This is a genomic window from Paenibacillus sp. B2(2019) (genome assembly GCF_008370385.1).
GTDB lineage: Bacteria > Bacillota > Bacilli > Paenibacillales > Paenibacillaceae > Paenibacillus_AQ.
On sequence record NZ_VTZR01000002.1, the window covers coordinates 481,832 to 505,648 of the forward strand.

Here is a 23,817-nt window from a genome sequence, read left to right on the forward strand (position 1 = left end):
TCACACGCTCCTTATTAGACATACCATTTGTTATTTTTCATTGCTTGGACACTCAGGGAAATAGCAATAACCATATCATCATGGTTATTAGCACCTTTTTTGTTGCCCATTTTTCCATTTTGCTCAACAAAAAGAATCATCTGTTGAAGAGTCTCCTTATCGTTAACAAGGATTAAACCCTTCTCAAATGATTCTTTGTAGTCGCTTATCATGATTGCTTTAGTTTTATCTGTTGTGAGCCATCCAAGAGCAAACTTCTTATTACCCTTTAAATCAAATGTCTTATGTTTATATAGATTCATGTAACTGTAATCATTTCTAAGCCGTTCGATTATTGGCAATCCAAAACTGTTGCGTTCCACACAATGGAAAGCGTAATTATATAGCCGACCACATATATTCAGAAACTCCGCAAACTCATATACGCTAATTTTGTTACTGGCAAATGCTAATACTTGAACCCCATCAGAATCCATCAACGATAAACTTGAACTATCCCCACCTGAACCACTGGCACAATCTGAGCCACCGTAATACTTTACTCCACGTTTAGGTAAATGGTAGACATTCAAACCTTTACCTATATATTTAAGTAACGTTTCAGGTAATTCAGTTTTCAATTCATCTATAGAGAGAGGAGGGAGGACATTTTCCATTCGTTCGAGTATCTTACCTTGATCAAATACATTCTGACCACTCGTTTTAAATGACTCCTCGGGGAATGAACAGAACTCGGTCTGAAAATCAATTAATGACATAGAAGATAGTTTCCACTGTCTCCACATGAGCATCCTTAAATTTGCACCCATATCATGTATTTTCTTTTCTTCATCTGATAAATCCTTAGCCATTAACCGTTGACCCTTGTTATTTAGTTTAAACCATTCCTCAGATATTTCGTGTTCGTATTTGAATTGATTTTTATATGCTGCCGATAACCATCCATAGAAGAATGCCTTATAGTTGGTTTTACCTTTCCAACTCTTCATAAACAACTCATAATAATGATTTGAAGTACCATTTGAAGTGGACTCGATAACAATCTTGCTATCTGGATTCTTAGCCAATGCTTGTGTAACAGACGTTAATAGTTTAGATTGATCTAGGTCATAGAAAGCGAACTCAGACAGCAATACATATTGATATGTACTACCGCGACCAATATTAACATTTGGTGGACTGACTTGTATTCGACTGCCATTTGATAACACTAATTCATCTCGATTATCTCTAACTGTTTCAGGGAATTTGTATTTATCCCTTGGAAGATTATCATTCATTAATTTTAAGCGTCCAAATAGTACAGAAACCTGTTTATTATCTTGTGAAACAATCATATAACTGGAGTTAGGTCGATTTATTGCATTCCATAAACAATAGGCGAGGGAGACAGTAGAGAATCCGAACTGTCTACTTTTTGCAATAATATTAAATTTACCCATCGTCTTAACGAATTCTGCTTGTTCAGGATTGAACGCAAATGGAATTAAGTCTCCTAAATTGTCTAATATCTTAACAAAGTTCTTGCTAAATAAAGAAAAATCATCCATAACCATATCAAACTTACTCTTCTTTTTTACCGTTGCTACTACCATGAATACTCCTTCCTGAACGTAAAAAAAGCACTCCGTCAAGATGGCGGAGAGCCTGTGAACGTCTATTTGATTTTTACACCTGATACAAACATTGCTTATGTATACTATGTATTTTTATTCAACCTTTGATTTATCCTTATTCTTCAACACTAATATCAGATTCTTAACTTTATCGGGAAGGGGAACACCTAGTTTTCCTCCGTTCTCTGTTATGCTCACCAATTCCACTAATACAAATGCACCTGATATTCCATCTGTTACTATTCCATGACTGCCTAATACAGCAACCTCTACCATATACACAGCACCTATTAATAGGATTACATATGTTTTACGAATCAAACCCATAGTACCGATTCGACTGTTTATATTCTTTTCATAGATTCCTACCATGAATCCAGTTATGAAGTCGATAGCCATCAGACCAATGAGTACAGTAAAAACTAATCCGAATCCACCAATCATCCATGATACTAATCCTGTAACAACTCCAATTACTGATTTGATAAATATATCTGTTCGTTCCATTTTGTCACCTCCATTCAATGTAGGCTCCTCCAAAGGAGACAACCCTTTACAACTCCAAATCATCATCCTTATCATCTTCATCATCAGCCGCAAAGAATTTCTCCGCTTCTTTATTGTGCAGATTGATCTCTTTCATTAACTTGAGCATCATTTCAATATCCTTAGGATTAGGATCTGCTTCAACTTTCTTCTTCAGATTCTCATAGATAGTTAACAAGTCATTTGCCTGTTTAGTTGCCAACACAATTGAAGTAATATGTTTAAATTCGGGAGTCCTTTCCCAACGGTAATATGTACCCATAGATTTCAAATCCACTTGTTTCAGAAACTCTTCTTCAGTCATATTCCGTTCATGTTGCATCCAGATATTAAATTTGTACTTTATGTATAATTGCTTCTTAACAGGGAGTTTCTTTAACACATCATAAATTGTCATAGTCATTCTCTTAACCTCCAAAGCAGACACGATAGATTTCAATAACGACTCCACGGATACTCAAATAAACACTTGAGATTACAAATCCTAGACACATATAAAGAACTACCTTTATCAACTTCGTACGAATTTTCTTTATTACATTTTTCATCGTTTTATCTCCTTTGATTTCCTTATTTTAAACAACAAAAAAAGAAGGGTCGATTGCTCACCCTCCCAATTACCTTACCTATGTAGTTGACGTTCAGATTCATACAATTACTCTTATGAATTATTGCTTAGAATGGATTGTCATCACTCATGTTCTCATACTCATTCACTGTTTCATAATCTTCTTGTTCTTCGAGTATAATGTCATCAGAATTCAGTTCATCATCAATAAATGGGTTGACACTTGTCTTAGGTTTGTTTTTTCTATCTTTTTGCTTATCCCATTTCTTGATATTCTTATCAATAATTGATTCAAACGATTTTCTGAAATCATCCAATGTGGTGATATTTGCGAAAATTACATGATCATAGCGATAAGACATTTTCTTGACACCATTAATAATCCGTGTTCCGTTTTGTCTATACTGTGAACCCATCAATCTCATACGGTTAAGTTTATGGATCATCTTATGAACTTTATCATTAGACATTCCGAGAGTATCGGCCATTTTATTTATAGACATCCAACATTTATGTTCAATGTTGTTGCTATACTTACGAATCAAGCAATAAAAGGCAACCTCAGAACTTCTTAAACTGTTATCTAAGTAGTATTGAATCATTCTCAAATCAATGCTTATGTAATGGTCTGCATCCGTAACAGGAGCATCATATTGTACACCTTTTTTACTTTCTTCTCTTATGGTATTAGGCAAATCAAGCGCTGTAACAAGCATAAATCCATCATCTTCATATCTATCCCATCTTGTGACAGAGCATTCGATAATTTTGTAACGAATAAGAGTTTTAAACAATTCTTTGGTTTTATCAATAGTAAATCCAGTTTCTTTCTTCAACATCTTCAAACTGGTTGCGAATGTACATTTATCTTGATTATAAATATGATATCTATACAGTGTTAGATAGAGTAGGAAAGCATCTGCACCAACCTTACTAAAAGTATTACCTTTGTCAAACCAATTAGATTTAACCTTAATGTGACTATCTACAAATTTCATTTAACACATCTCCTGACTAATTTATAAATCTATAATGAATAAAGTTGAATAAGAGTAGAGGATAAAATACAATTAATACATGTTCCAGCGCTTTTGAACTTGATGTTTAAGGTTTACCTCTTTTGAACTTAATCTTTGAACGAAGTTGAAATCTAATAAATAGGGAATAAGCGTAGCGTTGTACTATGAAAAATTACTATATTTATATCTTACTTATTATATATAGTAATAAATGTATCCGTTTTAGCATCATATTGTCATACTATTCCGTTGAAACACTGTAGCCTATTTATCATTTTGTCAAATCGAATATTATGTATATTGTTCAAAATAGTCATATATAATAAGGGTTTTTTGGTCATTTTACTCAAATGCACTATATATCCGTTTTAGGGGCATTTTGTCAAAAATATATTTCCTAAATATATACCCTATTACATGTTTTGTCAAACTATTATCGGTATATGTGTACCCTTTTGTTTATTCTGTCAAATGACACGCCTTTAACCCTTATGTATCAACGGTTTTTCGATTTAGTTTTGTCACACTATTTTTAAGGTTGTTAATATTACGATTTAGATTTGTAATTATACTCTGAAATAACACGTACCAATTCTTCAGTGAATGGAAACTGCCAGAATGGATTTAGTGTTTGTTGATGAAGTCCTGAACATATGTAAGATTGCTTATTCTTCATTAACTGATTGCGTAGCCGTTTGTCATAACAATAAAAAAACCGTTGTGTATTTTCCACGATTTATTATCTCCTTTGTTGTGTGAATAGAAAAGAGGGGTCGGCAATTTCGCCTAGTCCTCTCAATAATTTATTTAAACTACACTATTTCCTGCTGTCGTATATTTGAATTCATTTCTACCTGTTAAGGCAAAACTGTATACCTCGGGTTTTGACATTCCAATAGCAGGGTGTCTACCACGCACACTGAACTCATAAGTTTTAATAAAATTCTCTTCTGACAATTTCAAGTCAACGTCAAATAAGCCTTGCATGGCTACAAGGTCAATTGTGGTATATAAATGTCCGTTGTTAACTGAAATCTTGCCGTTTAAATTATACTTACGTTTAACATCGTTATACGCCTGTACAGACGTTTCCTGCTCCAATACATCTATTAAATCATACAATTCTAACTGTTCCATATAGCGTCTATGAGTGTCCTTAAAATCCTTGTTGTAATGTCCCATATAACTAGAATCAATGGCTAGGAGGATTAAACGGGCTTCTCTACTCTTGGGGATAGGGATGTTGTAATATGAAAATATTTGTAAGAGGGTAGAACCAGCATACTTGGTAAAATAATTATTGCGGTTTGTACCATTGATTGCGTTTATGTTTGCTGATTGAGGATTTACTTTGTCATTTGGCATTATTTTAACTACATGATTATCCCATGTCATTCCTTGCTCGATAGCAATATCAACGCATACTGTAGGCTTATGTATGTGTGGTGCAGAATAAATTGAATCAAAGTCATAGAAGTATTTGATTTCATAGCCGAATAATTTATAGAGGATTGAACAAGAGAACAGGGAATCTAAGTCATCGGACATACATAGATTATATTTACCTTGTTGTGTTTCATTACACCATTGTGGAAATTTGTCTTTAAGTTGTTTTTGCATAATTAGATGAATTGAAACCATCTAACTCGAAACTTATGGTGCTCCCTACAGATAAAAATGATTGGTTTGGATTTACCTTTTACGGTAGCCAATCGTCTTCACCAAAGGGAGTTAAATAAATTCAATCATTTTTGACACCTGCCTTGTTATAGTTTAGTCATTGCTGATAAATTGCTTATAGTGGGCGATTCTGTAATCTGACATGTCACCTTTATTGTTTTCGTATAGAGATATGAGAGTGCTGGAACAATTTAAATGTGCTGCTACGGTGTTCTGTTTAATCTGTCGCTGAATCCTTTTAATTTTCCACTCCATTCTTTCCGTGTTCATATAGTTATCTCCCTAAATAAATTTATAAAAATAAAAGGGGTCTGTATTGAATACAAACCCCAATCAAATATGTAACTATAAAGAGGTCAGCGAAATAGTCCACCAACCTTAATGGTATGTATTAGGCTTTCAATGTATATTGTGCAACGGCTTTCTTGCTGCCCACACGTAGAGTTGCTTCAGCAGTAACCAAACCACGTACGCTATCTCCGGTTTTAGCCAATGCTTCAAACTCAGGTTGACGCAAGTAGTCAAGAGACAGAGCGCCAGCATCAAAGATTGTCATCTTGTCAGCGGTTGCATGACGTGACAGGACAAGGTTGATGCTACCGTAGTTTGTGCGAATGGTATCAACAATCAAACCAAATACATTTTGTTGTGCAATATAACTGTATTTGTCCTTGTACAAGCCATCAATTTTTTCTTTCAAGTCTGCATTAACTAATGCGAAGTATTGACCTGATTGATTACCTTGTGTCCATAGTTTCTTAACTGTATTCTTTACTTCATCCTCAGTAATAACACCACTCGCTGCTCCTGTAAGAACGTTGGAAGCATGTGCCCATTTCTCGATACCATCCATCTTACGGATGAAAGGAGTCAGGGAGCCATCATTACGTGTACCAGATGTGAGTGCTTTCTCCATAGCCACTTTAATTTCAAGCAGACGGTCAGCAACTTCACCAGAGAATACATTACCTTGACCAGTTACATTGATTGCATTGGCTGTACCGGAAATGGAGCAACCTTTCTGAAATATGTGCAAAACGTTATTGAGTTCAGCGCGACCCGATTCATAGAAAACAGGGGATTCGTTACCTTCAACAACACTAATATCATCAGTAGTATCAAGCGTCTTTTCTCTCCAAGTTTGAATAGTTCCATTGGCTTTACCGACAAGTCCTTTAGCCATCAACAGGGAAGTAAGAGGAGTATCCTGAATACCAATTTTCGCAATTTCATTCACCAGTGAAATCTTTTCGCCAGCAGTAAGGTTAGTAGTTTTAAACATTAATGATCATCCTTTTCAATTTAAGTTTTTTATTTTAGTTGAACAGTTTTGCTAATTTTGCACCGATCATGCCATTTACATCATTCTTAGCGGCGGCTTGATCGTAGGCTGTTGTTTGTTTGTGATTATCAGGGACATAACCATTGTTGAGTTTTCTTGCTTCGAGAATCTTGGTTAATTGTGTAACCTTAACTTTCAATTCATCAGCGTTGCTAACATTCAGAAATTCAGCAAAGTCATCGAGTTTATTTGCTTTCAACTCAATGCCAACTTCCTTTTTAAACAAATCTGCTTCACGTTGTTCCAGTGCTTTCTCTGCGTCTGACTTTGTAACAGGTTTAAATGCAAGTAACTCATCACGCTCAGTAGTAAGCGGAGTTAATACCTCTGTCTCCCATGTTGTCTTTGTGTCGGCTAACATCTGATCAATGTGTGCCTGTTGTTCTGGTGTAAATTCCATTCGTTCCATCCTCTCTAATTTGATATTGGTATATCCTCAGTAAAATTTTTACAAAAAAAGAGACGTGCTGAAAATTAAGCCGTCACTCATATGTAAAGAGAGGATATGAAGTTTGCGAAGGATAACCAATCCTTCATTCAACCCACGTTGAAACATGGATTCAATGAAAAGTTGGGTATTCTATCATCTATATAAAAAATCAAATGTGACTTAAAACCCTTGGTACATAAAGGTTTTTCAAGCATTTCTATTTGATTAGATATTATTCTTTTTATCCCCCTTAAACACACATCTAATTTTTTTGATGAATTAATAAAAACCCTTATTATATTAGGGTTTATGCTGGTTTAAACTTGTTCTCGTTTCCGTCGTTTTGATTACATGTTTAAATATGTCTCCTATACTGATATATAAGGTTCTAACTGGTAACATACCCCTATCATATGGGAACCTTGGACATCATCAAAAAAGCCAATGTTCGTGCCGATTTTAAGTACTATTTATTTTAAAAGTGTGCCGTTTTTGATCTGAAATCGTGATTTGCGATAATCCGCAATATCTCCCTTGTATAACATTATCTATTTCTCGCAAATATGCTATTTACCAATGGTATATATGGGTTCTTGAACATTATGCAGAAAATTTTATTTTCGCCCCTGAGTCCTCTCCTTTGTATAGCATTATCTATTTTCACAGATGAATAAAAAACGTATGCTACATATAGGATTTATCGACATGTGTACACCTATTAACTTTATGGAGTTAACGAGCATTTATTTCTTTCTTCCATATATAAGAAATAGACTCGATATACAGAAAACCCTATGTAACAATGGATTTAGACATTCTCTAAACATACACATTATTTATATATAGTAATCGTGAATCATTATATCGGATACGTCTCCCTTGTATAGCAGTATCTTTTTTTGAAAATGAATAGAAAAACGTATGCTACATATAGGATTTATCGACTAATAGAGTAATTCTCTACTTTATCGAGAATATAACGTCTCCTTAAAAGGCCATCAACCATATATTTACATATTATTGAAATACCTTGATAAATCAACGTTTAATGAGAGTTGAAATTAATAGAATGTCCAAGTTAAGCATTTTTTCGTTATGGAACTGAGTAAAAAACTCATATAAACATTGACTTTAACGAAGAATAACCAATTGTCCACATTTCGCGACATAGACTAAACTATTGCTCTCCTTAAAAGACCATTAAGGAATTTGAACAATACGTTGATTTGTAGCGCTATTTTTATCAAGCGTGTATATTCAGACATTGGAAAAGTATCATTTAAAGGCTGGAAATCAGGCGTAACGAGAAAAATAAGAATCAAACTCAGCGTTCCATTATTTTCGCCATTTGTCAGATTAACATTATGTTCATCTGCCACCCTAAAAGAGTATTAAGATTCTCTCATGTTTGTTGATTTCTAGGGTTATTATTGATTTGAAAGGATCAGGTTCAACTTGAACTTGAGTGTTAGAGATTGAAAAATCAACGTTTAATGAAAAATCAATCAACTTGGACATTTTTATTGCTGTTATCTTCCCTATTAGCGTTTTTGGAAAAGAGGTAAAAAAGTCAATATTTATAAGGGTGTTTTGATGATTTCTAAACTTGGACATTTCTATTTTCTTTTTAGAGACTTTGTAATGAAAGACTTGTTTTATGGGGTATGGGGGAGGAGGGAGCATCGACTAATAATGCAAACTAAATATTAACGTTATTTATCCCTTATTAGCGTTTTTTACTTTACACCTGTTGAGCCTTATAAAATACGGAGAATAAAGGGATTTCTAAATAGTCTTAATTGATTTCTAAATGCTAACATTTTTATATCCCATACTGATAAATACCATAGACTGTCCACTGTATCCATACTGATAAATAGAACACGAAAAATCATCGTTTTCCCTTGATACATATGGGTTCTTCATCGTATATTTATGTTTTCTAAACCATGTTAAACCTAATTTCGCTACTCCGCATACCATACTGATAAATAAACCATCGAAAAGTGACTCAATGCTTACTGCCGCAAGGCTTTCAGCGTTTTTCTAAAAAGTCTAGCATTTCGCTACTTATACTGATAAAGATGTCATTGAAATACACAAAAAACCCTTATGATTACAAGGGTTTCAGCGTTTTTGAAAAACCTAACATCTCCAGAATCACACGAACAGCATTGTTTCGCACATCATGAGCGCACCTGAATTTTGTCTTCCTTCATCATCAGTCACATACATTTCACCGTCAAACTCATTCTTCAGTATTGGATAAGTTTTACCTACAGTTACTCCAACGGATTGGAATGGGACGGTTAATACCAAAGCATATTTAGCGATTTCAGCATTTACTGTTGTTTTCATTTTTAATTATCTCCCTTAGTATTATAGTTTTTAAAGATGTTATATATCCAAATTGTTCAAAGCGTTGAATTTTTCGTTTTGCTCGGCTAATGCCGTTCCCCAAAGTGAGAAGTATTTCAGGGTCATATTAACATTACTGTGTCTAAGTAATTTTTGAATTGTACCAATATCACAACCAGCCATAATCATTTTATGCGCTGCTGTATGTCTGAAGGTATGGCAGGAAAGACGTACTGATTTGAAGTTCATAATTGCCTTTAAATGTTTAAATACCATTTTCAAGGCGTTATCTGTCAACTGTTTCCCATTACGATCAGTGAACACTGTTTCAGGCATGGTTGGGAAGTATTTTTCAATGAATATGCGATACTCTACAAATTCACGTTTTAATCTGTCTGACATTGGTATACTGCTGGCAACTCTCTTTTTACCATTAACGGTTATAACTTGATTGACTAGATCAACGTCTGACCATCTTAAACTTACTGTTTCACCTAAACGACATGCAGAGCCTAATAACCAAATGATTAGAAAGTAATCTCGATAGGCATATAAGGATTTATCACGATATTTGATTGATTGGTAATAACGTAACATTTGTTTAATTTGAGCATCGTTGAAAACTTCAATCTTAACATCTTCTTTAGCAAAGATAATTCGTTTAGTTGGATTGGTTTTAGGAGTGAAGACTTCCATTTCAGTTTCAAAGTAATTGAAGAATATCTTAAGGATGTGTAACTTGGTGTTTACCGTTGTGGGGTTATTGCCTTTTTCCTTGCAATGAAGGAGGTACTGTTTAACGAAGGATGCTGTGCAATCTTCAACATTAATGATCTCATGCTGAATACAGTATTGGTGAAACTCATTCAACAAACCCATATAAGCGGTTAGAGTACGATCAGAGACATTACGATATTCACGATCTTGGCGAAACTCTGATAATGCAAACTTCATAAGCATACAAAAAACCACCACTTTCAAGGATTATTGTCCTTAAATGTGATGGTCTTTTATTTTATAAACGTGTCACTGTGTGACCACTAATTATAGATAAGGGAAGAATATGCTTCAAACCCTTGCTACAATTGGAGATATAGGACGGATGGGGTTCGAACCCATGACCCCTACCCTGTCAAGATAGTGCTCTCCCGCTGAGCTACCGTCCTGCGACGAATTTCATAATACCATACGATAGAGTAGGATGGCAATTCTTTTTTTACAATCTATAGGGATGATAGTTTACATAGTCTTTAAAATAATAAGAAAAGGGGATGCCGCTCCATCCCCATGAGCCACGTCAGATAAAGAACGGGAGTAGAAATATATCGCTTATACCGAAAAAAGGGATGCGTCGTGGAAAGAAGCGACGTCTTGGGAAAAAGCCAGGCCGGAATCCAAATTGTCTATACGCCGATTCGTGTGTAGGCATTCCGTTTAAACGTTCTACCATTTCGTTGCTAGGAACCGCAAGAGTAACATAGTTTTGATCTACATGGGCAATAAAGCCATCAAAGGACTGACCGTCAGTCGTTGTAATACCAACGTATTTGTTCATACAATTCCAACTGACCTGTTGATGTAAATTTGCATTTGTATCCATAAATAACCTCCTCAATTGAATAACCCTGATAACAGTCTATGGTTCGTAGCCTATAACGTTCACGGCGTTAGCCTATAGGGTAACCATAAAATTTGGGTTATTTTGTGTGAGGTGGTGGTTGTGTATTGGAGCGAAATCACTTTCTTCCCTTGAATAATAGTAAAAATTATCCATTATCTGTTTGTTTGACGTTGAAACGATTCTAAAAGTTGTGTCGTATACTTAGCCAAGTGCTTTTTTATGGAAATACTCCTTAAGCGCTTATGATAAAATGGATGGTAATGTACAGCAGTTAGATAAAAATTGAAAGAAAAAGGAGCTTGAGAACTTGCCGCAAAATGAGCAGAAAAAGGATTCTTCCACGCCATGGAAATGGTTGGGGGGCGGGGCGGCGATGCTCCTGTTTAAAGGAAAGGCAATTCTGTCTCTTCTGAAAATAGGTAAAATTGCCGGGCCGTTAATATCAATGATGATTTCAATATGGGCTTATGCTTTGATTTACCCGTGGGGATTTGCCGTGGGTTTTGTCCTGCTCTTGCTAGTCCATGAATTAGGACATGTAATAGCAGCGAAACGGATCGGGCTTCCAGTCAGCGCTCCGCTGTTTATACCGTTTTTGGGAGCTTTAATTACAATGAAAAAACAGCCGCTGGATGCCCAGACGGAAGCTTATATTGCTTTTGGAGGTCCGATCTTAGGAACCATTGGGGCTACAGCCGTTTTTGGGGCGGCTTATTACATGGATAGTCCACTTCTCTATTCCTTGGCTTATATAGGTTTTTTACTTAATCTGATCAATCTGCTGCCGATTCACCCGCTTGACGGCGGCCGTATTGCAACCGCGGTGACGCGCTGGCTGTGGCTTGTGGGGCTCGTGGGTGGTTTAGCCATCATCATCTATATGCGTTCGATCTTGTTCTTTATTATTTGGGCGTTATTTGCTTACGATCTGTATAACAAATATGTGAAGAGACGCACTAACAATCGCCTTTATTCTGTAACGAAGAGTTTCTTAATTCCAGTAGAGCCACTTAGAGATGCAGGCTACATGATTCCAGGACCAGAGCATAGAAGAGATTTACCTTTTACTACTTACAGTGATTTGGAAAGACAGCAGTATGTAGGGGTGAGATGGGATCAACTGAACTATATTGGTAGAGCTACGCTTTCGCAACAATGCATCATTGAAAAGGTACGTATCTCGCAGCTAGAGCCTGTGACCTTAGAGAATGGGCTTCATCTTAAGATGAATTGTGATATCAGCTATTCGGTCTACGAGAACGATAAGTATTACGATGTGCCGGTTAGCTCACGCTGGAAATACGGTATCGCTTATTTTGTATTAGCTGGCTTTCTGGCAGGAATGATGTACATGGTCCATGTCGTTGGAAATGTGAATCTATAAGGGTTAGAATCGGGCAATGAAGTGATCCAATGGTTTATAAAACTCATGAACCGTCAAAGCTGTAATGAGAATAACCGCAGTTGAACGGTGAAAGGAGTAAAACCATGCCTAAATTTTTGAAATGGGAAGTCGGCGTTTGTTTGCTGTTACTGATGGTTTTGGGAGGATGTTCCGAGGCGAAGCCAACAAAAGTCATGGAAATCAAAGAAATGACCAACCTAGATGGAAAGCCAAAAGGTCAGTACCCTCCATTGTCACCAGTGATGCAAGACACATACAATCGTTCGATTCCTGAAGAAGTATATTCTGCAGATTAGAGCAGCGTAGAAGATGATTTCTCATGCTCAGGCTTTTCTTTCTAGTCGAATTTTTATATAATAGACAACTATCGTTGGATACATAGAGAGAGGAGTTTGGGACTAACATGGCGGCAGAAATCTTACGGGTAACTACAGAGGAACAGCTTCAAATGGGGCTGGATATTCGTACCAAAGTATTTGTAGAGGAACAAATGGTACCGGCTGAGGAAGAAATTGATGAATACGATATTATCGGTCCGAATGCGCACCATATTCTAATTATAGATGAAGGTGTACCTGTGGCTACGGGAAGATTGATTTATTACAAAGCAGGTACAGCCAAAATGCAGCGTATCGCCGTACTGAAAGATTATCGAGTCAAAGGATACGGACGTGTTCTGTTGCTAGCTATGGAAGAGCTTGCTCGGGAACTTGGACTGGAAGCTTCGATTCTTGATGCACAGTGCCAAGCTGAGAATTTCTACAAGAAGCTAGGATATGAAGTGATTTCTACGGAACCTTTTTATGACGCAGGTATTCTACATGTACGGATGCAGAAAACTCTTTAAAAATAGTGCACATAATTTACCGTTCCATGAAGCAAGCTAGGATGTGCCATATGATGGCAAATCCAAGCGCAAGGGGCGAGCTGAAGTGCCAAATAACGAACGCGAAAGTTTCGTAGCTGTACAGAAAAATGGAGACGGAGATTTAACCAGTTTCCAGACCTCTACAGGACGTGTCCTGGCGTATGACCAAGCGCTTCAAGAAGTACAGGCCGGAAATATTGCCGGAGTGAATGCTTTTAAAGGTAAAGACGGAGGAACTTATATTCGCGGCGACGCGGATGGGGATCCAACCAACAATTTGGATAATCTTCCGAGTTTCTCATAGTTCTAAAGGCAAAGACCGTACATACGTCATCGGACGTCAATGTACGGTCTTTTTTTAATCATAATCAGAGTTTATAAATTACATGCTGCTCAATAAACTCCATCTCTCCAGTAAGCCCGACGAATTGAGGTTGTTCATCGCTATAATGCATGAGCTTGATGATACGTCGAACATCTTCAGGTAAAGACATTAACTCCTCCAGTGTGGTGTGAACAACACCTGATCCACCAAGCTGACAGTCATGCAGAATCATTCGGATGCCGTGCTCACGGACAAGGCGTATAAGTAGATCCGGCTGAAAAGTCATGTCCGCGCTGTAGAAAATCTCATTATTTATTAGAAGGGAATAGCTATCTTTGCCAGGAATATGCGGCGTATGTATGATCTCGAGCGAAAGAGAAGGAGCGAGCTTGTACGTAATTCCGGGTTTCATAGGGTTAACCTCGAAGATATCGGTCAGGGAGGCTACTGCATCTTTTTGGTATAATCCACCCTTTAAGGTGTTGTTCCAAAGTGGCTCAACAAGCGTCTCAGGTAAATGTAATCTCATAGTTTTCCCGTATACGTGCTTTAGCGTAAGTGCTAGCTCTTCCAGACCTCCAACATGGTCCGCATGAATATGCGTAATTAGAGTAGCGTTTACGTCACGGAAGGATTTCCCGATGGTATGCATGGCAAGTGGGGCTGTAATCCCGCAATCAATCAGTAGGGTATAATCATCAGCTAGTAGCAAGCCATTATTGTTAAAATAGTTTTTAGCAAAAGCATTGCCAGTTCCTAGCATTTGTAGGCTCAGACTCATAAGAAAGTACCCTCCTAAAATCGCTGTTAGCTAATATATCAACTTTGAACAAGTACATAATATCATTTTTCGGAAGATGAATGAAATATTTACCTACAATTAGCGCAACTTGCTGAGACAAAGTAAGTATACATTAATAGCATGAATTATTTGGAGGGTTTCAAATGAATAGATGGAAAAAAGTCACTTTATGTGTGTTTGCTTTTTCCTTGATGGGTGGCTCCTTATTGTTCGCCGATTCTGTGAGTAAGAAAATCAGGGTATGGAACAACGGGACGGAAATTGTAGACGGCGGTTATTTGATTGATGGAAAAACATATATTCCCGCTAGAGAAGCGGGCGGGGTAGTGAATTGGGATGGATCTGGAAAAGTGACGATTCTTAAGCCTAATGTTCATATTGTTCTTTTTAAGGATAATACGGTCTTTGGTAACGTAAACGTAGGCAAGCTTAAGATTAAAATATTAACCCAGGTAGATAGCTTAACAGAAGAGGTTTCAGCTGTAAAAGTAGCCATAACGGACCCCTCTGGTAATGTTAAGGATATTCAGTCGCAGGAGCTTGAAGGCTCGCAGAAGGATAATTTCTGGTTTCCGACCTCGGAGTTTACTTATGATTTTAAAGAAACCGGAAAATATCGGGTAGGCTTCTACATGAAAGCTTCCAAAAATGCGGATTACGTTCTTGTGTCAGAAAAGGTAATTACAGCTCTTAATTAAGGCTTCTAAATTGACCTGAACTAATCTAACGTGGTAGTATACCAGATGTAGGATAATACAATTCAAAGTGAGGTATTACAATGAGCGATCACAAACATGAGCATGGTGAAGCATGCGGTTGCGGGCATGATCACGACCATGAGCACGAGGAGTTTGTGCTGACCTTGACGAACGAGCAGGGCGAAGATGTTGAAATGGTATTGGTTGAAACTTTCGACATCGGTGAGAAACTATACGCGCTGCTGTTAGAAAAGGAAAATCCTGAAGCGGATGGCATTATTCTGCGTATGGAAGAAGAAGACGAAGAAATGGTATTGTACAATATCGAAGATGAAGAAGAATGGAAAGCTGTTGAAGAAGCTTACAACAATCTCCTTGCTCAGCAAGAATAGATTTTAGCGACTAAATTAAGCTGTTCTATTGTGTATATGACAGTTGATGTTTATATACAGAAACCCGATACTTATTATGGTATCGGGTTTTTGTATAAATGAATGAAGTTTTTTAGGAAAATGATGGGTCTTAGGAAATAGGATCGGCTTCTACAATCACTTTTATGTTCGTGATGCTGCGATCTTCAGGACCTTTAACCGGAAGTCCGATCTCCACATGGTCAATAATATAATCGATGTTATCCTGAGTGATAACTTCGCCAGGGAGAAGAATAGGAATTCCAGGCGGATATACATATATAAACTCTGCAATAATGTAGCCAGCAGATTCACGGAATGGAACTAACTGCGTATCCGCATAAAAAGCGTCCCTTGGAATCAGAGCAAGCTGTGGAATTTCTGGAACCTGAACCTTAAGTTCGTAGATTTCACCCTTGCTGTAATGAATGGCGGACAACACCCGAAGTGCAGCTAATAATTTATCTACTGATTCTTGGGTATCACCTGGGGTAATAAGGCAAAGAATATTATACATGTCACTTAGTTCTACTTCGATGTTGTACTTCTCGCGCAGCCAGTTTTCGGTTTCGTATCCTGTGATCCCTAAATGGCGCACATGAATGTTAAGCTTAGTTGGGTCATGATCAAATGTTGCTTCTGTCCCAAGGATCTCTTTTCCAAAGCTGTACAGGCCTTCGATCGTATTGATCGTTTCGCGTGCGTAGTTGGACAGTCTGATGGTTCTTTCCGCCATTTCATGACCGTTCAGCGCGAGATTACGTCTTGATGTATCCAAAGACGCTAATAAAATATATGAGGTAGATGTTGTAGTCAGCATGCTCATAATGGTCTGTACCCGTTGCGGGTTAATCAGACCCGTCTTAGCATTAAGATTCAGTACCGAGCTTTGCGTCATGGAGCCGCCAAGTTTATGCACACTAGTGGCAGCTATGTCCGCTCCGGCCTGCATGGCCGATACCGGCAGATCCTCATGAAAATGAATCAGTACTCCATGTGCCTCGTCCACCAATACGGGTACACCGTAACGGTGAGCCAGGTCGACAATCGAACGCAGGTCGGCGCATACACCGAAGTACGTGGGATTGATTACTAGAACTCCTTTGGCGTCTGGATGACGCCTTAACGCTCGTTCCAGCGAACTGGTCGTTATGCCGTGATCTATCCCGAGATTCTCATCCTGAACAGGCGAGACAAACACAGGCTTGGCTCCGGAGAAGATAATGGCCGACATCACAGATTTATGAATGTTGCGCGGCACAATTATTTTATCACCCGGTGAGCAGACAGAGAGGATCATCGTCATGATGGCATTGCTCGTGCCCTGTACGCTAAAATACGTATAGTCGGCGCCGAAAGCCTTCGCAGCCAGCTTCTGAGCTTCCTGGATTACTCCAGTTGGCTGATGTAAATCATCAAGCGGTGCGATGTTGATTAGATCGATGGATAGAGCGTTATCGCCGATAAACTCACGGAATTCGGCATCGGTTCCTAGCCCCTTCTTATGCCCCGGGATATGAAATTGAACGGGATTGCCGGCGGCATGCTTTTTTAAAGCTGTGAAGAGGGGAGTACGGTGTTGATTCATTTAATGCTGTCACAACCTTTCGCGAATATTAAAATTTAAGGCAAGCATCAGTATAACAAAACAATCTACAGAATACTAGGATTTGGATGTGATAGAATGTCCACAAAAGCTGCACAACGTACACATATCAGTTTGACGTCCCCATTTATCATGGAGATGTGGGTAATTATTTTTTTAGTTGAGTTTGTTAAAGGGTCGTTACTTGTCGCTTTGTTACCCGTATATATGGAGAATATTTTGGGTCTATCTGTTACGGTAGTAGGCTTTGCCTTTGCACTCCAGTATTTGGGGGATAATCTATTCCGTAGCCCTTCTGGCTGGGTTATGGAGCGCATAGGATTTCGCTGGACCATGACAAGTGCCTTGTTGTTGATCCTAGTAGCTGTTGGAATGATAATATATGCCAAAACAGCAGTTACGCTCTCGATTGCCTGTCTTATTCTTGGGATCGGGACATCCCCGCTTTGGCCTTGTGTGATGACCGGAATAACGGAATTGGCGGGATCTACTAAAAGCGGCAGCAGTGGTGCAGCTATGGGTGCTGTTGAGATGGCATCGCTCGCAGGAACGGGAATCGGTCCAATTGTAGTGAATTTTTTGATGGATCAGGGGGGACAAAGCTATCGTGTAGCCTTTTTGGTCCTGCTAGGGTGTGCTGCTGTAGTAGTTGTAGTTGCCCTATTTCTACCTAAAAGAATCTCGTCAAGTGGCACTCATGCAGTTGTTAGGGACATGCAGGGGCTTGGTGGAGTCGTTGAACGTAAAAAAATTAGTCCGTTAGAAAGTATAAAAAGAACACTACATCAGGTCAGAACGACGCTTAAAGTCAGTCGCCTACTATATCCGGCCTTATTTCTTCAGGCTTTTGCCATTGGCTTGATGACGCCTGTAGTTACCTTGTTTGCACGTACGGAGTTGCATGTTAGTCCAAATCAGTTTAGCCTACTTCTGATTGCCGGTGGTGGGATTACGGTGCTCGCTCTAATTCCAGCAGGCAAGCTGGTAGACAGAATAGGAACAACTGTGTTTCTGAACATTGGTTTTTTGCTCGCCGCCTTTTCCCTTGCCCTGTTCTCACAGGTACGCTGGCTCCCGCTTGCTTTTATCGCGGTGGCATTGGTCGGTATAAGTTACGCGCTTATTCTCCCGGCATGGAATGCCTTTCTGGCTAAGCAAGTGCCTAAGGGGGAACGAGGGACTGTGTGGGGGCTTTTCTTGACCTTGCAAGGCTCAGGGATGGTGGCAGGACCAGTGATATCAGGGAGACTATGGGACCATGTAGGTCACGGTGTTCCGTTTCTGATGAGTGCAATTGTAATGTTGATGCTCTTTGGGCTGCATTTACTAATTGTACACAGAACGAAGTTGAAATTTAAAACTAGTTGACCTTAGATGTGAAAAGCCGCTGACAACCTGAGAATTAGTTGTCAGCGGCTTTTTTTAGGAATTAAAAGGACTAAAAGAAATAAAAAATTGAATCAGCGTTTGGAGAAAGTCTGTTGCGGGTAAAAATAGTCAATAAACCAAGTTACCGCTACATAAACTGAAGTATAAAATAAGACTAAGACGAACGCAAAAGTAACTACTACTTGAAGAGGTCCGGCAGCCATAAAAAATCAAGAATTCAACAATTGAGTTGGCTTTGCAGATGTGAAGCAGTTAGGGGGGAGTGCCGTGAACAAAAACGACGAGGTGGAGTATTGTAACCTGGAGCTGCGTTTCGACAGACAGCATATCCAGGACCTGATCAAGGATTTGATTCAAAAAGGTTATTCCCTATATTGGAGCGAGAACGAACAGGTCTTTGTAATTTCGGTCCGTACGGGTCGTAAACTGGTGAAATTACGTTTTCAAAGGATCAAAGATGGCTATAAACTCGTGGGTGACTATATGATTCGTGATGCTCGCTTGTCAGAATGGATGGAGAAGTTAATTGGGGACATGCGAGGCCATGCCATTGTAAAGCGTTTCCGGGATCGTCAGATCATTATTGAAAATATTTTGTTCGGCGAAGTGATTCGTCTTGTTGAAATCTCGGGTTATCAGCAGCGAGTCTTATATCAGAAGGGTCCTATGCTCACAGATGAGGAGCTGACCAAGCTCTATTATTCTGTTGAAGGAGAGGAACGAATTCGCCAGCGCAGGATTGAAGTGGATGAGCAGCTGGATCGATTAAATGATGCACTTAAGGCTGAGGATATGATTCGCGCGGAGAAATGCCGAGCTCAGCTTACCTTTTTGACGAAGGAATTGTATATGTTAGAATGGTAAACAAGGTGCCGAAATAAGTTGCTTAGGGGCACCCCGAATTTCGGGGTGTCTTAGATTTGTTTGAGAACTTGCAGACAGGGGTTCACTTCTGGCGCTAAAAACGTTAAAATAGTCATTGTGATCATTTTCATATTGGCAATGGTTTTGTCGATGAATTTGATCTTTATTCGCAGGGCAGGCTTTGCTGTCTCTGATAAAGGGTGGTATTCTTATACTGCGAGAAATGGATTTCCCAAAAATATAGGGTGCAAAGGGTGGAGGACCAGATGGCAAAACAACAAATCGGCGTTATTGGCTTGGCGGTAATGGGCAAGAATTTGGCTCTAAATATCGAAAGCAAAGGTTTTTCCGTATCCGTGTTTAACCGCTCACCGGAGAAGACACATGATCTTCTTGCTGAGGCGGAAGGTAAAAACCTCGTAGGCACATTTTCCGTTGAGGAATTTGTAGCTTCGCTGGAAACACCGCGCAAAATTCTGATCATGGTTCAAGCTGGTAAAGCTACTGATGCTACCATCGAGCAACTGTTGCCGCATCTTGATCAAGGCGACATTATTATCGACGGAGGAAATGCTTATTTCCCTGATACGGTTCGTCGCAGTAAATATCTGGAAGAAAAAGGTTTCCGCTTTGTCGGAACTGGGGTTTCTGGCGGTGAAGAAGGAGCTCTTAAAGGTCCTTCCATTATGCCTGGCGGTCAAGAAAGCGCGTATAAGCTAGTTGAACCAATCCTAACTGCAATCTCAGCTAAAGTTAACGGTGAGCCTTGCTGTACATATATCGGACCAGACGGTGCGGGACACTATGTTAAAATGGTGCACAACGGTATCGAATATGGTGATATGCAATTGATCTGTGAAGCTTACCAGCTGCTCAAAGACGTTCTAGGTCTGGATGCAAAAGAACTTCACAACATTTTCAAAGAGTGGAATAGCGGTGAGCTCGACAGCTACCTGATCGAGATTACTACAGATATTTTTGCTCAGTATGATGAAGAAACTGGTAAACCAATGGTTGACGTGATCCTTGATTCCGCTGGCCAAAAGGGAACTGGTAAATGGACAAGCCAAAGCTCATTGGATCTTGGTGTACCTTTGTCCATGATTACCGAATCCGTATTCTCACGCTTCCTCTCTGCAATGAAGGATGAGCGCGTAGAAGCAAGCAAAGTGCTTAACGGACCAGAAGCTACACCATTTGATGGTGACAAAGCTGAATTCATCGAGAACGTGCGTAAAGCATTGTTTGCAAGTAAAATCGTATCCTATGCTCAAGGTTTCGCTCAACTTCGCGTAGCTTCCGACGAATACGGTTGGGATCTGAAATATGGCGAGTTGGCTAAAATTTGGCGCGGTGGCTGCATTATCCGTTCCCGTTTCCTACAAAACATCACGGATGCTTACGAGAACAATGCAGATCTTAAGAACCTATTGCTTGATCCTTTCTTCAAGGATGTTATGGACAATTACCAATCCGCATGGCGTAAAGTTATCGCTTCAGCTGTAACGATGGGTGTTCCAGTACCTGGATTCTCCAGCGCATTGGCTTACTATGATAGTTATCGTACAGAAAGACTGCCTGCGAACCTGCTTCAGGCTCAACGCGATTACTTCGGCGCACATACGTTCAAACGTGTAGACAAAGAAGGCGTTTTCCACCACAACTGGATGTCTGCAGAATAATCTAGTTTATTACGGTTATAAGCAATAACGCCTTCGGCATCCCTAAAGGACGGTAGAAGCGTTTATGCGAGAAATATAAGGTTAATGTATAACATGAAACTTGTACTTTCTTATATTTTAAAAAAGTGGCCCGAATTGCTTCACCAGAAATGGGGAGGCTTTCGGGCCTTTTTTGTTGAAGTTTTGATGTGTATTTACTAAGTGAAGCAGATTGTCTAATGTTTTGACCCTGTGTTATGATATGACAAATATCGCGGTTGGAGGATAGACATGGCTGGGGATACAGAAGAATTTAAAAAGTTGAACGAAGAGCAAAGAAATAAGAACATTATTTTAGTAGGGATGATGGCAACGGGGAAGTCAACAGTAGGCGCTATTTTGGCCGAGGAACTGGGTTATGAGCTAGTTGATCTGGATCATGTCATTGTTGAAACTGAAGGCCGAAGCATTGCAGAAATTTTCGCGGAAGATGGAGAGCATTACTTTCGAAGCGTGGAAACAGCAGTACTAAAGCGTATGCTAGAGTCTGAGAATAAATTAATATCTACTGGTGGTGGCGCGGTATTGGCGCCGGGGAATACAGATTTAATGCTGAGTAAAGGGCATGTGGTTGCGCTAACGGCAACAGAAGAAGAGATTATTGCCCGCGTTAGTGGAGATCAGAATCGTCCGCTGCTCGCCGGCAATGCAGAAGAACGGGTTAGACGTATCATGGAAGACCGTCGAGAAGCTTACCTGTTCGCGCATTACACGGTCGATACAACGGGACTGACAGCGGCAGAAGTGTCGCAATATATTTTAATGCATTACCGCGGCTGAGCTTTTAAGAGAGTGTTTCATTCCATTCAATCATACCGCCGCTTAAATTTGTAGCATGATAGCCAAACTGTTGTAGATATTCGCAGACACGCTGGCTTCGAGCACCGGAACGGCAAATAAAGATCACTTTGGCATCGCTTGGAATATCCTCAGTGCGGTGTGGAATTTCTCCCATGGGGATATGCTGTGCACCGGGAATCATCCCGAAGGCAACCTCTTCGTCTTCACGAACGTCGATGAGTACAAGGTCTTCCCCTGACTCTAGACACTGCCGCAATTCTTGCGGTGTAATTTGTGGAACATTATGCATGGTTGTGACCTCTTTTCATCAGAAGAATGGTTTAATGATAACACAAGCATGGAATACCCTGTCAAACGAGCACTACATACAACTATATCTACTAAGGAGAGTTTATATTATGGACGTTATTGTTAGGCCAACGCCATCCCTGCAAGGAGAATTTGGGGCCCTCTCTTCCAAAAACTATACCACTCGTTATTTGCTGGTTGCCGCATTGTCAGAAGGCGTAAGTACGATTTATCATCCGGCACATAGTGAAGATAGCGATGCCATCCGTCGTTGTATTGCAGATTTGGGAGCTGTACTCACAGAAGATGATGAGAAGATTGTGATTCAAGGCTTTGGTCGCAAACCTAAGGATGTTAAGGAACTTAATGTGGGGAATGCTGGAGCAGTACTACGTTTTCTAATGGCTGTTGCTGCGCTGAGCCCTGAAGTTACATTCGTAAACACGTATCCTGACTCATTGGGCAAACGTCCACATGACGACCTGATCGTGTCTCTAGAACAGCTTGGTGTGAAGGTAGAGCATAATGAAGGTAAGTTGCCGATCACGATCCGCGGAGGCAAACCTGTTGGGGGTAGAATTACAGTTTCAGGTGCTGTCAGCTCCCAGTTCCTAAGTGCTCTATTATTCTTGACACCATTGCTTGAAGAAGATAGTGAAATTATTGTCCTTGATGATTTGAAATCTAAGGTTGTCGTAGGTCAGACGCTAGAAGTATTGGAGCAGGCTGGAATTGTGGTTCATGCGGCGGATGATTATATGTCCTTTAAAGTGCCAGGTCGTCAAGCCTATGCGGCAAAAACGTATACCGTTCAAGGTGACTATCCTGGCTCTGCGGCTATTCTAGCAGCAGCTGCGGTTACAAAGTCAGATGTTAAGGTACATCGACTTGTGGAACAGAGTAAGCAGGGAGAAAGAGCCATTGTTGATGTGTTGCGTATGATGGAAGTACCGCTTACTCATAAAGAGGGAACAGTTCACGTACAAGGGAACGGCGTTCTAAAAGCTGTTGAATTCGACGGAGATGCTGCAACCGATGCGGTGCTGGCTATGGTAGCTGCTGCCGTATTTGCTGAAGGCACTTCACGATTCTATAACGTTGAGAACCTTCGGTATAAGGAATGTGATCGTATAACTGATTACTTGGCAGAATTGACTCGTGCAGGAGCCAATGTTGAGGAACGCCGCGATGAAATTATCGTTCACGGGATGCCTGAAGGCGTCGAAGGTGGTGTGACCATTAACGCGCATTACGACCACCGTGTAATTATGGCGCTGTCAGTAGTAGGTTTACGAGCGCGTAAACCACTATTGATCAAGGATGCTCACCATGTCGCTAAGTCGTATCCGCAATACTTTGATCACCTGCGTGCGCTTGGTGCGAATGTGGAGTGGGTACAATAGAAGTAAGGGGGCTAGCGAATTTAGCTTCAGTTAAATAAGGATCATAAAGTGTAACTA

Annotated in this window: 25 protein-coding genes and 1 tRNA gene; 11 read left to right on the forward strand and 15 right to left on the reverse strand. The window is 39.6% G+C overall.

Translation table 11 applies throughout. The features are described 5' to 3' along the window. Positions 1–14: 14 nt before the first annotated feature. The 12 genes from PAENI_RS02535 to PAENI_RS02585 all read right to left on the reverse strand — a co-directional run bounded on the left by PAENI_RS02535 (position 15) and on the right by PAENI_RS02585 (position 11,159). Positions 15–1,595 carry a terminase large subunit gene (locus tag PAENI_RS02535; protein WP_149644152.1) on the reverse strand — a complete coding sequence of 527 codons (1,581 nt, stop codon included), beginning with the start codon at positions 1,593–1,595 and terminating at the stop codon, positions 15–17. Positions 1,596–1,709: 114 nt separating this feature from the next. Further along, positions 1,710–2,207, reverse strand: coding sequence for a phage holin family protein (locus PAENI_RS02540; RefSeq protein ID WP_223178894.1), 498 nt, complete (start codon positions 2,205–2,207; stop codon positions 1,710–1,712). Next, positions 2,170–2,565 carry a hypothetical protein gene (locus tag PAENI_RS02545; RefSeq protein ID WP_149644154.1) on the reverse strand — a complete coding sequence of 132 codons (396 nt, stop codon included), beginning with the start codon at positions 2,563–2,565 and terminating at the stop codon, positions 2,170–2,172. Before PAENI_RS02545 ends, PAENI_RS02540 begins: the two co-directional genes overlap by 38 nt. A gap of 4 nt (positions 2,566–2,569) precedes the next feature. After that, entirely contained in the window at positions 2,570–2,710 is a 141-nt protein-coding gene (locus PAENI_RS31730; RefSeq protein WP_188114455.1) for a hypothetical protein, read from the reverse strand. Between the two features lie 127 nt (positions 2,711–2,837). Then, positions 2,838–3,728, reverse strand: coding sequence for a helix-turn-helix domain-containing protein (locus tag PAENI_RS02550; protein WP_149644155.1), 891 nt, complete (start codon positions 3,726–3,728; stop codon positions 2,838–2,840). 828 nt (positions 3,729–4,556) lie between these two features. Continuing rightward, the gene (locus PAENI_RS02555; protein ID WP_149644156.1) at positions 4,557–5,369 is read right to left on the reverse strand and encodes a hypothetical protein; all 813 of its coding nucleotides are present in this window, start codon (positions 5,367–5,369) and stop codon (positions 4,557–4,559) included. A 451-nt stretch (positions 5,370–5,820) separates the two neighbouring features. Continuing rightward, positions 5,821–6,711 carry an SU10 major capsid protein gene (locus tag PAENI_RS02560; RefSeq protein WP_149644157.1) on the reverse strand — a complete coding sequence of 297 codons (891 nt, stop codon included), beginning with the start codon at positions 6,709–6,711 and terminating at the stop codon, positions 5,821–5,823. Between the two features lie 34 nt (positions 6,712–6,745). Then, complete coding sequence (locus PAENI_RS02565; RefSeq protein WP_149644158.1) at positions 6,746–7,171, reverse strand: hypothetical protein; 426 nt, start codon at positions 7,169–7,171, stop codon at positions 6,746–6,748. A gap of 2,190 nt (positions 7,172–9,361) precedes the next feature. Further along, the gene (locus PAENI_RS02570; protein ID WP_149644159.1) at positions 9,362–9,559 is read right to left on the reverse strand and encodes a hypothetical protein; all 198 of its coding nucleotides are present in this window, start codon (positions 9,557–9,559) and stop codon (positions 9,362–9,364) included. 39 nt (positions 9,560–9,598) lie between these two features. Next, entirely contained in the window at positions 9,599–10,513 is a 915-nt protein-coding gene (locus PAENI_RS02575) for a tyrosine-type recombinase/integrase (RefSeq protein ID WP_316502728.1), read from the reverse strand. 140 nt (positions 10,514–10,653) lie between these two features. Further along, positions 10,654–10,725, reverse strand: a tRNA-Val gene (locus PAENI_RS02580). 131 nt (positions 10,726–10,856) lie between these two features. Continuing rightward, complete coding sequence (locus tag PAENI_RS02585; RefSeq protein ID WP_042187286.1) at positions 10,857–11,159, reverse strand: hypothetical protein; 303 nt, start codon at positions 11,157–11,159, stop codon at positions 10,857–10,859. A 328-nt stretch (positions 11,160–11,487) separates the two neighbouring features. On the opposite strand from PAENI_RS02585, the gene PAENI_RS02590 reads away from it, so the two are divergent. The 4 genes from PAENI_RS02590 to PAENI_RS02605 all read left to right on the forward strand — a co-directional run bounded on the left by PAENI_RS02590 (position 11,488) and on the right by PAENI_RS02605 (position 13,757). Beyond that, on the forward strand, positions 11,488–12,564 hold the full coding sequence (locus PAENI_RS02590) for a site-2 protease family protein (RefSeq protein WP_262495480.1): 1,077 nt from the start codon (positions 11,488–11,490) through the stop codon (positions 12,562–12,564). A 104-nt stretch (positions 12,565–12,668) separates the two neighbouring features. Beyond that, positions 12,669–12,881, forward strand: a complete 213-nt coding sequence (locus PAENI_RS02595; protein ID WP_076282950.1) for a hypothetical protein — start codon at positions 12,669–12,671, stop codon at positions 12,879–12,881. Between the two features lie 107 nt (positions 12,882–12,988). Continuing rightward, positions 12,989–13,432, forward strand: a complete 444-nt coding sequence (locus tag PAENI_RS02600) for a GNAT family N-acetyltransferase (protein WP_149644161.1) — start codon at positions 12,989–12,991, stop codon at positions 13,430–13,432. An 85-nt stretch (positions 13,433–13,517) separates the two neighbouring features. After that, on the forward strand, positions 13,518–13,757 hold the full coding sequence (locus PAENI_RS02605; RefSeq protein WP_042187294.1) for a DUF3892 domain-containing protein: 240 nt from the start codon (positions 13,518–13,520) through the stop codon (positions 13,755–13,757). A gap of 64 nt (positions 13,758–13,821) precedes the next feature. Here the strand turns inward: PAENI_RS02605 and PAENI_RS02610 are convergent, their stop codons facing one another. Then, complete coding sequence (locus PAENI_RS02610; protein ID WP_149644162.1) at positions 13,822–14,559, reverse strand: MBL fold metallo-hydrolase; 738 nt, start codon at positions 14,557–14,559, stop codon at positions 13,822–13,824. A 164-nt stretch (positions 14,560–14,723) separates the two neighbouring features. Here PAENI_RS02610 and PAENI_RS02615 point away from each other — a divergent pair, with 164 nt between their 5' ends. Further along, a complete protein-coding gene (locus tag PAENI_RS02615) occupies positions 14,724–15,278 on the forward strand; it encodes a copper amine oxidase (RefSeq protein WP_042187298.1) in 555 nt (184 codons plus the stop codon). Positions 15,279–15,358: 80 nt separating this feature from the next. Next, positions 15,359–15,670: a DUF1292 domain-containing protein gene (locus PAENI_RS02620; protein ID WP_042187300.1), complete on the forward strand. Its 312-nt coding sequence runs from the start codon at positions 15,359–15,361 to the stop codon at positions 15,668–15,670. Positions 15,671–15,800: 130 nt separating this feature from the next. Here the strand turns inward: PAENI_RS02620 and PAENI_RS02625 are convergent, their stop codons facing one another. Then, positions 15,801–17,276: an aminotransferase class I/II-fold pyridoxal phosphate-dependent enzyme gene (locus PAENI_RS02625; protein ID WP_042126789.1), complete on the reverse strand. Its 1,476-nt coding sequence runs from the start codon at positions 17,274–17,276 to the stop codon at positions 15,801–15,803. Between the two features lie 96 nt (positions 17,277–17,372). Here PAENI_RS02625 and PAENI_RS02630 point away from each other — a divergent pair, with 96 nt between their 5' ends. The 4 genes from PAENI_RS02630 to PAENI_RS02645 all read left to right on the forward strand — a co-directional run bounded on the left by PAENI_RS02630 (position 17,373) and on the right by PAENI_RS02645 (position 22,048). Next, on the forward strand, positions 17,373–18,662 hold the full coding sequence (locus tag PAENI_RS02630) for an MFS transporter (RefSeq protein ID WP_149644163.1): 1,290 nt from the start codon (positions 17,373–17,375) through the stop codon (positions 18,660–18,662). A 288-nt stretch (positions 18,663–18,950) separates the two neighbouring features. Beyond that, entirely contained in the window at positions 18,951–19,547 is a 597-nt protein-coding gene (locus tag PAENI_RS02635) for a hypothetical protein (protein WP_042187304.1), read from the forward strand. Positions 19,548–19,813: 266 nt separating this feature from the next. Continuing rightward, a complete protein-coding gene (gndA, locus tag PAENI_RS02640) occupies positions 19,814–21,229 on the forward strand; it encodes an NADP-dependent phosphogluconate dehydrogenase (protein ID WP_042187305.1) in 1,416 nt (471 codons plus the stop codon). Between the two features lie 270 nt (positions 21,230–21,499). Then, complete coding sequence (locus tag PAENI_RS02645; RefSeq protein ID WP_188114456.1) at positions 21,500–22,048, forward strand: shikimate kinase; 549 nt, start codon at positions 21,500–21,502, stop codon at positions 22,046–22,048. A gap of 4 nt (positions 22,049–22,052) precedes the next feature. Here PAENI_RS02645 and PAENI_RS02650 read toward each other — a convergent pair whose 3' ends face one another. After that, positions 22,053–22,358, reverse strand: a complete 306-nt coding sequence (locus tag PAENI_RS02650) for a rhodanese-like domain-containing protein (RefSeq protein ID WP_149644164.1) — start codon at positions 22,356–22,358, stop codon at positions 22,053–22,055. Between the two features lie 109 nt (positions 22,359–22,467). On the opposite strand from PAENI_RS02650, the gene aroA reads away from it, so the two are divergent. After that, the gene (gene aroA / locus PAENI_RS02655) at positions 22,468–23,760 is read left to right on the forward strand and encodes a 3-phosphoshikimate 1-carboxyvinyltransferase (RefSeq protein ID WP_042187311.1); all 1,293 of its coding nucleotides are present in this window, start codon (positions 22,468–22,470) and stop codon (positions 23,758–23,760) included. Positions 23,761–23,817: the final 57 nt, after the last annotated feature.